8 protein-coding genes and 2 pseudogenes are annotated in these 11,778 nt (G+C 60.0%); 4 read left to right on the top strand and 6 right to left on the bottom strand.

Features of this window, described 5'->3' with window-relative positions; genetic code table 11:
• Position 1: 1 nt before the first annotated feature.
• Positions 2–1,528 (bottom strand): gamma-glutamyltransferase family protein, encoded by a 1,527-nt coding sequence (locus tag E4P82_RS04590; protein WP_169247790.1) that lies wholly within the window; start codon positions 1,526–1,528, stop codon positions 2–4.
• A 27-nt stretch (positions 1,529–1,555) separates the two neighbouring features.
• On the bottom strand, positions 1,556–2,818 hold the full coding sequence (locus tag E4P82_RS04585; RefSeq protein WP_169247789.1) for a DEAD/DEAH box helicase: 1,263 nt from the start codon (positions 2,816–2,818) through the stop codon (positions 1,556–1,558).
• Positions 2,819–3,085: 267 nt separating this feature from the next.
• On the opposite strand from E4P82_RS04585, the gene trxA reads away from it, so the two are divergent.
• The 4 genes and pseudogenes from trxA (at position 3,086) to E4P82_RS04565 (ending at position 6,737) form a co-directional block, all read left to right on the top strand.
• Positions 3,086–3,415 (top strand): thioredoxin TrxA, encoded by a 330-nt coding sequence (trxA, locus tag E4P82_RS21775; RefSeq protein ID WP_169247788.1) that lies wholly within the window; start codon positions 3,086–3,088, stop codon positions 3,413–3,415.
• 203 nt (positions 3,416–3,618) lie between these two features.
• A pseudogene (gene rho / locus E4P82_RS04575) lies at positions 3,619–4,876 on the top strand (transcription termination factor Rho).
• A 39-nt stretch (positions 4,877–4,915) separates the two neighbouring features.
• Positions 4,916–5,434 (top strand): ubiquinone anaerobic biosynthesis accessory factor UbiT, encoded by a 519-nt coding sequence (gene ubiT / locus E4P82_RS04570; RefSeq protein ID WP_169247787.1) that lies wholly within the window; start codon positions 4,916–4,918, stop codon positions 5,432–5,434.
• A 40-nt stretch (positions 5,435–5,474) separates the two neighbouring features.
• Positions 5,475–6,737: an ATP-binding protein gene (locus tag E4P82_RS04565; protein WP_169247786.1), complete on the top strand. Its 1,263-nt coding sequence runs from the start codon at positions 5,475–5,477 to the stop codon at positions 6,735–6,737.
• 321 nt (positions 6,738–7,058) lie between these two features.
• Here the strand turns inward: E4P82_RS04565 and E4P82_RS04560 are convergent, their stop codons facing one another.
• From E4P82_RS04560 to E4P82_RS04545, 4 genes and pseudogenes are all read right to left on the bottom strand, one after another.
• Positions 7,059–7,571: a GIY-YIG nuclease family protein gene (locus E4P82_RS04560; protein WP_169247785.1), complete on the bottom strand. Its 513-nt coding sequence runs from the start codon at positions 7,569–7,571 to the stop codon at positions 7,059–7,061.
• A gap of 110 nt (positions 7,572–7,681) precedes the next feature.
• Positions 7,682–8,599 (bottom strand): U32 family peptidase, encoded by a 918-nt coding sequence (locus E4P82_RS04555; protein ID WP_246327363.1) that lies wholly within the window; start codon positions 8,597–8,599, stop codon positions 7,682–7,684.
• Between the two features lie 11 nt (positions 8,600–8,610).
• Positions 8,611–9,607, bottom strand: a pseudogene (gene ubiU / locus E4P82_RS04550) (ubiquinone anaerobic biosynthesis protein UbiU).
• A 70-nt stretch (positions 9,608–9,677) separates the two neighbouring features.
• Complete coding sequence (locus E4P82_RS04545) at positions 9,678–11,738, bottom strand: serine hydrolase domain-containing protein (RefSeq protein WP_169247784.1); 2,061 nt, start codon at positions 11,736–11,738, stop codon at positions 9,678–9,680.
• Positions 11,739–11,778 lie beyond the last annotated feature (40 nt).

Raw genomic sequence — 11,778 nt, 5'->3', positions numbered from 1 at the left:
CTTAAGCGCGATCAAGCACCGCCGCATGCCCGCCTCGCCGTGGGTCACCGGCTCCCTGACCGTCGGGAGCCACCGCATGGACCCCGCCGAAGTACACATCCTGCACCGGCCAGCGGTTGAGCGGCCAGCGCGCCGCCAGATCCACCAGCGCCGCCTCGGCGAAGCCCGGCTCCACCTGCGCGTGCTGACCATCCCAGTGCAGGCGTGGTGCCTCGACTGCGGCACGCGGGCTCATGGCGAAATCCACCACGTTGCCGATCACCTGCAACATGGCGGTGCGAATGCGTTTGCTGCCGCCACTGCCCAGAACCAACTGGACCCGATCGTCGCTCAGCAGTAACGACGGCGCCATCATCGAGGCTACCCGCATGCCCGGCGGGCTGACGTGAAAGCCCTCTGGATGAAGATCGTCCTCACCCATCATATTGTTCAGCATGATCCCGGTACCAGGCACACAGTAACCGGAACCCTCACCGTTGGAGGTGGTCATGCTGGCGGCGTTGCCTTCGGCATCGCAGACGCTGACGTGGGTAGTGCCGCCGGACGCGGTGCGTACCCGCTCCATGCTTTCGTTCAAGCCCGACCCGCTCAGATCGGCCGGACTGAGATAGCCTTCGGCACGGCGGCGATCCACCTCCTCCATCACCGCCACCAGCAGCGCCAAGTGAGCTGGCGAACCGAAACCGAGTTTGGCCACGTCGCGCGCTTCCAGCAGGCGCAGCGACAGGGCGATCAGCGAACCCCCGAAGGAAGGCGGCGGGTTGGTCAGCAACCGGCAACCGCGATAATCCACTGGCAGCGGCTTTCGCTCGATCACCCGGTAGGCCGCCAGATCGGCCGCAGTCAGCAAACCGCCGCTTTCGTTCATATCGAAGATAAGGCGACGAGCCAGCTCGCCTTCGTAGAACTCCCGCTCGCCCTCAAGCGGCAGAGTTTCCAGAAATGCCGCCAGTTCCGGGTTGCGATACACATCGCCCTCGCCCAGATAGCGCCCGCCCGGCTGAAACAGCGTCCGCCCAGCGGCGGTCAGGGTCAGGATCGGCACCAGCAGATCCAAAAAATAAGCCTGCTTGGCATTGATCGCGACTCCGTCGCGCGCCAGTCCGACGGCCGGCGCCAGCACCTCGCGCAGCGGCAGGCGCCCCAGACGCCGGTGGACATGCAAATAACCGCGCAACACACCAGGCACCGCCACCGAGCCCATGCCGGCGTTGAAGACCTGCTCGCTGCCGGGAAAGCGCACCGTAACCGGCAGAAAGTGCGGCTCCAACTGGCTGGGCTGCAAACCCCGCCCCGGTGTATCCACAAAAAAATCGAATAACATCGCCCGCCCCTGTGCGGTACGGGCCAGCAGAAAACCGCCACCGCCGAGGCTGGTCAGTGCCGGCTCGGCCACGGCGGCGGCGAAACCGGCCGCCACCGCCGCGTCGAAAGCGTTGCCGCCGACACGCAAGATGTCGCAGGCCGCCGCGGTGACGCACGGATGGCCGCTCGCCACGCCGCCTCTGAGCGCCTGACTTTCCGTCATATTCCCCATCTCTTAATCAGCGTTCGCTCAAGTACGAGCCGGTCGCCGGTGCGGCGTGCGGTTGCGCGGACGATCGCCGCCGGGTGGCGGGCGGCGGTGCTCCAGTCGCTTGGGCGGTTTGTACTCCAACAGCAAATCCTCGGTCACCGGCAGCGCCGAAATTTTCTGGCCGATGAAGTCCTCGATCTCCGGCAGCGAGTAGACATACTCTTCGCAGGCGAAGCTGATGGCGTCGCCGCTGGCACCAACGCGGGCGGTGCGACCGATACGGTGAACATAGTCTTCTCGTTCCTGCGGCAGATCGAAGTTGATCACATGAGTCACATCCGCGATGTGCAGGCCGCGCGCCGCCACGTCGGTGGCCACCAGAATCGGCAACTCGCCGCGCTGGAACGCCTCCAGCAGACGCAAGCGCTTGTGCTGGGGAATATCGCCCGACAGCACACCGGCTTCATAACCGTTGCCGAGCAAGTACTCGGTCACCCGGTCGGCCGCCCGCTTGGTGTTGACGAAGATCATGGTGCGCTTGGGCGCCTGCTGGCGCAGTACCCCCAGCAGCAGCGGGATCTTGTCGTGACCGGAAACGTGATACAGCGCCTGGCGGACCTTGTCGGCGGTCACATGCTCGGTTTCGATCCGCACCACCTGCGGGTTGTTCATGTGCTCGTAGGCCAATTCCATGACCCGGTTGCTCAGGGTGGCGGAGAACAGCAGGTTGATGCGCTGATCGGGGGGTGGCATCTTGCGCAACAGGTAGCGGATATCGGCGATGAAGCCCAGATCGAACATGCGATCGGCCTCGTCCAGCACCACCACCTCAATGTTGGACAGCTTGTAGACGCCCTGCTTGTAGTAGTCGATCAGGCGACCGGGCGTACCGATCAGCACGTCCACGCCGCTTTCGAGCTGACGGCGTTGGCTATCGTAGCCGGTGCCGCCGTAAACCACGGCGAACTTGAGACCGGTGTAACGACCCAGCAGCTCGGCATCGCGGTGAATCTGCACCGCCAACTCGCGGGTGGGAGCAATCACCAGGGTCCAGGGACCGACCTCGCCTTCGGGAACCGGGGTTTCCATCAGGTGGTGTAGGGCGGCCAACAGAAAAGCGGCGGTCTTGCCGGTACCGGTTTGGGCCTGACCGGCAACATCCTGGCCCTGGATCGCCAGCGGCAAGGTGGCGGCCTGAATCGGCGTGCAGTGAACGAAACCGGCGTCCTCCACGCTCTCCAGCAACGCATCGTTCAAGCCGAGCGAGGAAAACGGGATATGAGTCAAATGGTCTTTTTGCATGAGTGAAGGATGATCCCGAATGAGCGGGGTTTGGGGGCACCACATTTGAATTTTGGCGGAATATCGAAAGAAATTTGTGCCTCGATGGATTATTTTGCCACAATATCCACCGTTGAACGCCGTGCGCCGTGGATTTTCGCGGCCGCGCCGTGGCGGTGGGCCCCTTCTGGACCCTCCCGACCATACCGTAACCCATCCGTCTTCGCGCATCCGCCAACCCGCGCGAGCGGTCCGCCGCCCTTCCCATCCCGAACCGGAGATCCTTCCGTGAGCGAGCAAATTGTGCATGTCACCGACGAAACCTTCGAGGCCGAAGTACTCAAGGCCGAACAACCGGTCCTGGTGGACTACTGGGCCGAGTGGTGCGGACCCTGCCGGATGATCGCGCCGATTCTGGACGAGATCGCCGGGGAGTACGCCGGTCGGGTCAAGATCTGCAAGCTGAACGTGGACGAAAATCAGGGTACGCCGCCCAAGTATGGCATCCGCGGCATCCCCACCCTGATGTTGTTTCACAACGGTAACGTCGAAGCCACCAAGGTTGGCGCCATTTCCAAATCGCAGCTAACCGCCTTTCTCGACAGCAATCTGCGTTAAACTTCCGGCGTTCGCCCGCCCGTGGCTGGACGCCGTTTCGCGGCCGTGCTAGCTTACCTAGCACACCGCGATCAAATACCGTCACAACGATCATTCCACACCCCGCTCCGCCGTAACTCGGCTGGCTTCCCGACACGCGAACCCCCGACCCTTCTCCGCGGACGCACCCCGCCGGCGCCCGCCGCCCCGAGCACGTAGCTTCCATGAATCTGACCGAACTCAAAAAAGAAATCCGCCGCCGAACTGATCGCCATCGCGCAGGAACTGAGGCTCGAAGGCACGGCGCGGTCCCGTAAACAAGATGTGATCTTCGCGATTCTCAAGGCGCTGGCCAAGAACGGCGAGGATATCTACGGCGACGGTGTCTTGGAAATTCTGCAGGACGGCTTTGGTTTCCTGCGCTCCGCCGACAGTTCCTATCTGGCCGGCCCCGACGACATCTACGTCTCCCCCAGCCAGATCCGCCGCTTCAACCTGCGCACCGGCGACACGGTCAGCGGCAAGATTCGCCCGCCCAAGGAAGGCGAACGCTACTTTGCACTGCTCAAGGTCGGCGACATCAATTTCGAGCCGCCGGAAGCGTCCAAGAATAAGGTGCTGTTCGAGAATCTGACGCCGCTGCACGCCAACGAGCGGCTGTCGCTGGAGCGCGGCAACGGCAGCACCGAGGATATCACCGCCCGGGTGATCGACTTGATCTCGCCCATCGGCAAAGGCCAGCGCGGCTTGATCGTCTCGCCACCCAAGGCCGGCAAGACCGTGATGTTGCAGAACATCGCCCAGAGCATCGCCGCCAACCATCCCGAGTGCTATCTCATCGTGCTACTGATCGACGAGCGGCCGGAGGAAGTCACCGAGATGCAGCGCTCGGTACGCGGCGAAGTCATTGCCAGCACCTTCGACGAGCCGGCCACCCGTCATGTGCAAGTCGCGGAAATGGTGAACGACAAGGCCAAGCGGCTGGTCGAGCACAAGCGCGACGTGGTGATCCTGCTGGATTCCATTACTCGGCTGGCGCGAGCCTACAACACGGTGGTGCCGGCCTCCGGCAAGGTGTTGACCGGCGGCGTGGATGCCAACGCCCTGCAGAAACCCAAACGCTTTTTCGGCGCGGCGCGCAACATCGAGGAAGGCGGTTCGCTGACCATCCTCGCCACCGCGCTGATCGACACCGGCTCGCGCATGGACGATGTGATCTACGAGGAATTCAAGGGCACCGGCAACATGGAAATCCATCTCGACCGGCGGATTTCCGAGAAGCGGGTATTCCCGGCCATCGATATCAATCGTTCCGGCACCCGCCGCGAGGAACTGCTGACCGAGGCGGACGACCTGCAGAAGATGTGGATACTGCGCAAGCTGCTGCACCCGATGGACGAGTTGCAAGCGATGGAATTCATGTTGGAACGACTCAAGAGCACCAAAACCAACAAGGAATTCTTCGATTCGATGAAGCGCTGAACGCTACTCTCCCCCACTCCCCAACCCTGCTGTAAGCGCATGAACGCCACCGTCGATACCGCCAGCGGTTTCCAAGCCCCACGCCGCCCGACCCTGCCCTCTCCGTTCGCTCTGCCGTTAAAACTGATTCCCGGCCCGGTGCATTCGATCGCGCTGATCACGGCCCTGAACGTGCTGTTCGCCGCGAGCATCCGCGAGGGCGAGTTCGAATTTCTGCGTGACCGGGTACTGGCGATTCAGGTGCGCGACGCCAAGGTGGAATACCGAATTCGCTTTGCCGGAGCTGCTGGCTTCGTACCCGGCCCGATCGGACAATCGCCGGAGCTGACCATCGGTGGCACGATCTACGATTTTCTGGCGCTGGCCACCCGCCGCGAGGATTCCGACACGCTGTTTTTCAACCGCCGGGTGGTCATGGAAGGCGATACCGCACTGGGTCTGGAATTGAAGAACTGGCTGGATGGGATGGACCTGGAGGCGACTGGCGGGCCATTGCCGTCGCTGCTGCGGGCCGCCAATGGGCTGATGGGGGCTTACGAGCGGTTCAGCGGCGGTTGAACACGCGAATTGATCGTCCCCCGACGCGTGGCTGGCATCGATGCTTGAACCTTCGACGGAACTCCTAAAACAAATAGCCCTCGGCGAGGATTCGGTCCTCGAACTGAAAACCGTCGAATTCAGTGGCGATAGGATTACCGGCCCCCACCGCAACAGCATGGCCGACGAGCTTGCCGCGATGGCCAATACCCATACCGGCATTGTCTTGCTCGGCGTGGATGATCAATCGAAAGCCATTCGCGGTGTTCCCAAGGATAAGCTGGACATCATCGAAGCTTGGCTGCGCGAAATCAGCAACGACCTGATCGAACCACCCTTGGACTGCGTAATCCGCAAAACCTTAATCACGGATGCGGATGGTGGCGAAAAAGCGATCATGCGTATCGATGTCCCACGTAGTTTGTTCGTGCATCGAAGTCCGGGAGGCAATTTTCGCCGCATTGGCAGCTCCAAACGACCGATGAGACCCGATGTGCTGGCGCGCTTGTTTCAGCAACGAAGTCAGGCCCGACTGATCCGCTTCGATGAACAAACGATTGTCAGCGCAAAGCCGGATATCCTTGAAGCATCGTTGTGGAGGCGATTCAGGACAGTGCTCTCGCCCGCCGACGATCAAGAATTTTTGGAGAAGATGAAGCTGGTTGCCCAGGATGAAGATGGAATCTTACGTCCGACCGTCAGCGGCGTGTTGATGGCGACCGAACATCCAGAGGTATTCCTTGCAACAGCTTATGTTCAGGCTGTTTGCTATCGTGGCACCGAGCGAAATGCCGCTTATCAATTGGATGCAAAAGACATCACCGGGCCACTGGATGTACAGATACGGGAAGCCTGTAAATTCATTGAGCGCAATATGCGAGTTTATGCGGTCAAGGTGCCGAATCGCGTCGAAACACCGCAGTTTTCAATGAATGCGGTATTCGAGGCGGTCGTCAATGCGGTAGCGCATCGCGATTATTCGATATACGGTTCCAGAATCCGTCTACATCTTTTCGCCGATCGCTTGGAGCTTTTCTCGCCGGGAACGATTCCGAACACGATGACGATCGACAGTCTTTCGGAACGTCAATCGGCTCGGAACGAATTGCTGAGTTCCTTATTGGCCCGTTGTCCGATGAACGTCAATGCCATTGGTAGTCAACGCAGTTTCATCATGGATAAACGCGGTGAAGGCGTTCCCATTATCATTACCGAGAGCGAAAGACTTTCTGGTCGCAGACCCGAATATCGATTGCTCGATGATGCGGAACTGAAGCTGACGATCTATGCAGCAAGCTCGCCGCATGGCGATGATCCGGGATGACACTTCTTGTATTTATAAAAATAAAAACAATAGGTTAATATCTTTTCTGGGCAACATGAAGTTACGAGTGTCTGCTTGAATTTTTTATCAGATTCCTCTTCAGCTCATCACTCGCTAAATTCATGAGCATGCGCAGCGCATGATTTACGGCTTCTGAATCCTTGAAGATCTCCGCAATATCGGGTTCCAAAAGAACAACATTCGTACCTTGCTGGTAGGCTCGATAGTGCTTTCCACGGATACCACCTGAAAAATCATATTCAGACTTTATTTCATATTAGATGAGATCTGTCTTTATCGTGCTAGTTTTCATCGATAAATTTAGGCATTAAGGAAAAAAAATTTATCGCACTTAATCTCAATCTTTGAGATATTATCCGCACGAAATACTTCCGTGTGCAACCGTTCGACGCCATCGCAAACGCAATCTATAGCGGTCTTTTCCCAAAGAGACCTGCATGGCCATATTTTCTTCAGTTTCAAGAGAGGTGCCGCGCAGCGATGGGCTCGAAGCCGTTCCTCAACATTTACAGTGAAACCAACCTTGAATCTTCCAGGATCGTGGTCGGGTTCGAGTTGAATTAGGTAAAAGTATCCAGATTCACTCGGAACCACATCTGGAGACAACTGAGAAAAATCGCGATCTGTTGCGATTTCGGTAGCTACAGCCTCGAACTCGGATTTGGTTATGTAGGAAGCGGTTTGGCCATGCTTTTCGGAACTCTTACATTTTTCAGGTTCAATACCGAGGCGCTTTAATATCTTGAATACGGTCTGCTTACGTTTTCCGCAACTTTGAGCTACGTCCGCGATTGAAATCAGTTCCTCAGCCATTGGTTTTTTTTAGCCATCTAACAAATAATCATATGGCTTCCGTATAAAAACAACCGTTACTCAAAGCGCATAGTCTCACGAACCATCTGCTGATCCAGCCAACAGTTCACCTACACCTCCTCCACCTGCCGCAACCCTGCCTGCCCCTGCCAATAACCGTCGCAAGCGCCATATGGCAACGCGGCATTCAGCGTCCGCGCCGCCTCCAGCGGATCACGGTCCCCGCGCAAACAGGCGGCGAACGCTTCGATAACCGCCTCGGTCCCCTCAGCTTGCGGACTAACTCGCAGCACATCCACTTTCAGTTCCCGTAACTCCTCCAGTTCCAACAACAGGTTGCAGGTCTGCGCCGACTGCGTCTGAATGCCGTTGAGTGCCAGGAACGCCTGCCCCTCGCGAGTGCTCACGGTCAGACCCTCCGGGTAATCCAGACAGCGGAAGCGGCAATCATCCTTGGGCAAATCGTGATGGCGGGCGGTAAAGCAGCGCGCCGAATACGCCAGCGGCAAGCGGCCGTAGACGAACACCTCGGTCTCCACTTCCGCCGGCCGCTCCGCCTGCATCACCGCCAGCGTCTCGGCCGATAGTTCCACCGGCATCACCCAACGCTTAGCGCCCAAACCGGCCAGAAAGCGCAGAGTCCGATCGTTATAGACGTTGATACCGGTACCTGACACGAACGACGCACCCCGCGCGGACAGTAACCGCACCGCGCCCATGTCATTGGCTTCCACGGTGAAGCGACCGTTCTCGCACAAGCGGTGCAGGGCCTTCAGTTCCGATTCGGCCTCCAGCAATGCCATGGTGGACAACACGACTTCCTTGCCGGCGGCGCTCAGTCGTTCGGCCAATGCCAGCCATTCCTCGGTATTCAGCGCGCGGCGCTTGGCGCAGATCGTTTCGCCGAGATACACGATATCGACCGGCGACGCGGCGATCCGCTCGTAGAAATCCAGCAACTTTTCCTTGGGCCAGTAGTACAGCACCGGTCCCAGCGCCAGTTTCGGCATGCGTGCTTCAATCGTCATGGCGATGACTCCTATTGCCAAGTCCGATGATAAGCGCCCAAGGTCGTTTGGTGACCTTCGGATACCTTGCCCAGTTCTCGCAACCACTCTGGTTTGGGCACGTAAGCGGTGGGATTGCGTCGGCAAGCATCGATGGCCGCGCGCCAGACCTTGGTGACCTGGGTCACGTAGGCCGGACTGCGTTGGCGACCCTCGATCTTGATCGCGGCGATACCCATGTCTTGCAACTCCGGCAGCAATGCCAGCGTATTGAGGCTGGTCGGTTCCTCGATGGCATAATAGGTCTGATCCGCCACCGTGAACCGGCCCTTGCACAGGGTCGGATAACCGGCCGGCTCGCCCGGCGCGTGGCGGTCGATCAGCAAGCCACCCAGCCGGGTTTCCAAGCCACGCGGCGTTTCCTCCCAGCGCACCGCCTTGGCCGGCGAGCAAACCCCGCACATGTTGGGCGATTCGCCGGTTACGTAGGACGACAGCAAACAGCGGCCTTCGACCATGATGCATAGCCCGCCGAAGCCGAACACTTCGAGATCCACCGGGCTGTTTTCGAGCACATGGCGAACTTGCGGTAAGGACAGGACGCGCGGCAGCACCACCCGGCGGATGCCGAAGTGCTCGTGATAGAAGCGAATCGCCTCGTAATTGGTGGCGGAACCTTGCACCGACAGATGCAGTGGCAGATCGGGATGCCGGCGGTGGGCGTAGTCCAGCACGCTGATGTCGGCGGCGATCACCGCGTCCACCCCCAACTCCGCCGCTTGATCCACTGCCCGCCGCCAACGCTCCCAACCGGACGGTTGCGGGAAGGTATTGAGCGCGACGAACACCCGCCGACCCTTGGCATGGGCGTATTGCACCCCCCTGCACGGCGGTCTTGGCGTCGAAATTCAGGCCGGGGAAATGGCGGGCGTTGGTATCGTCGCGGAAGCCGATGTAAACCGAATCGGCCCCATGATCGACAGCGGTTTTCAGCGAAGGGAGATTACCGGCGGGACAGACCAGTTCCAGCGGTTTGGACGGAGTGGATACAGTAGGCATGGGGAAGAGATTTCCACGAATGGGAATAGCTTGAGTGAGGTCAGCCGGCGGCGGCCAGCGTCACGGTGATCGCCGTGATCGCCGTGTCCGACGGGCCGTACACCATCAGATAAGCGCCCGCCGGGGCGGTACTGACGCTGCCGTTGCCCAGGCCGGACGCCAGCAACTTGAGATCGGCGTCGTACAACTTCCACGCGCTGGCGCCGGCGATCGCCACCGTGCCTCCCACCGACAATTTGCGCCACTCGGCGAAACCTTCGCCTCCGATCACGACCGCGCTGTCGCCGACCGGCAGCACCGGCACGCTGGCCTGTGGACGGAACAGCGTGCTGCCGTAACGTACCCATTCTTCGCCGTCGCGGGTCTCGATGACCACATCGTTCAGATCGCGCCCAAAGTTCACGGGGATTTTCAGGAACATTCGCGCCAGGGTATCGCTGCCGGCCGGATCGACGATTTGCGAGCCCGTGTGAATCGCTGTGGCAAACAGGTAGCCGGGCAATCCGTCGACCACGTCCAGGGCAAACCGGGGTGGTGCCGTTCCTTGGACCAACGGAATGGACTGCGCATCCTCGTTGACCACCAGCCAGCGCTGACCCACGCGCGCTTGCCAAGCCGTCGACAACGGGGCTGCCGGTTGAACCTGCTGCCCAAAGGGAATCTCCGCCAGATAATGGCCCAAGCCGACGGGCCGACGCGCAACCAAATAGCGCCGCCCCTCCCCGTCGATGGTTCGATACGCCACGTTCGGCGCGGCATCGCTGGAAAAGCTGCCGTCGATGCGCCGTTTCAAATCGTTGGCGATTTCGGTCCAGACTCCGTTGCTGTACCTGGAAATCTTCAGGCTGCGGTCGGGTAAGGCTTCGATCCGCAGCAAAGCCTCGAATTGCGCGTAATCGCCGACGATGGCGGCTAGATCGGCATCGGTCGCGGGCTGTTTGGGTTGCGGCGTGTCGGGCAGCGGGGTGGGCACGGCGAGAATGCTGCCGCGCTCGGCCAGGGCGTGCAGCATGATCCGTTCGGCCAACTGACCCACACTGAATTTGACGGAAGCGCCCGTCACCATCACCGCCAGCCGCTCGTTCGGCGCCACGAAGAACTCGGAGCCGTAGGTTAGGGTGCCGCCGTTCTTATGCCAGGCGGTCACGCCCACGGCGGCGAGGCCGGACTGTGCCACACCATCCCAACCCAGTCCCCAGTGAAATGTGGGTATGGGGTTGAAAAGCAGATTCCGCGTCTGGTCGCGGCCCATCTCGGCCACCGACGATGCCGACAAAACGCGGACATTGCCATATCGACCACCGTTCATGAACATCATCGCCAAATGGGCCATGTCGTTGGGCGTCGAATAGAGACCGCCCGTGGCATAGGCATTGGTGTATTCCTGGGGATCGGCGCGGTCACCCGTATAGCCCGGCGCGAACGAGCCAGCCAGGAAGGGCTCCAGCGCGAAACGACTGTGGGTCATGCCCAGCGGCACGAGGATCTCGTCCGTCACGAACTGGGTATAGGATCGACCCGATACCGCCTCCACCAACGGCTCGATCATCGTCAAACAGTCATTGCAATACACCGCCATCTCGCCCGGCACCGGCGCGTTGGTGAAACCGTTGCGATAGTCGGTGCCCCCAAAGCCCGCCGAATGATTGAGCAACATGCGCACGGTGATTTGCGGGTATTCCGGCGCGGCCATGCGGAAATCGGGTAGATACTGGACGAGCGGCGCGTCGAGATCGATCTTGCCCTGATCGACCAATTTCATGGCCGCCATCGCGGCGAACACCTTGCTGACCGAGCCGATGCCGTACATCGTGGTCGGGCTGGGGGCGGTTAGCGTCGCCTTGTCGATATAACCGAAAGTTTCGCTCCAGACGATGCGATCGCCATCGATCAGCACCACCGACGCGGAGGGCGTATCGGTATCGACGAGCGCCTGCCGCACAGCGACGCGGCCGTCGACAATGGTTTCCGCGTAGTTGAGCGGAGCCGGATCGTTGTCGTCGTCGTTGCAGCCAACCAGCAGGCCGAGCATCAATACACTGACGCCAGCCAGACGCGCCAAATTCCGGCAAGCCAGTAACACGGGACTGTTCTTTTCCATACGCTCTTCTTCCTTAAAATGGTTATATTTAAATCCGTTA

The organism is Candidatus Competibacter phosphatis (assembly GCF_012939995.1).
GTDB classification, from domain to species: Bacteria; Pseudomonadota; Gammaproteobacteria; order Competibacterales; family Competibacteraceae; genus Competibacter; species Competibacter phosphatis.
This window is presented reverse-complemented; position numbering and strand designations above follow the sequence as displayed.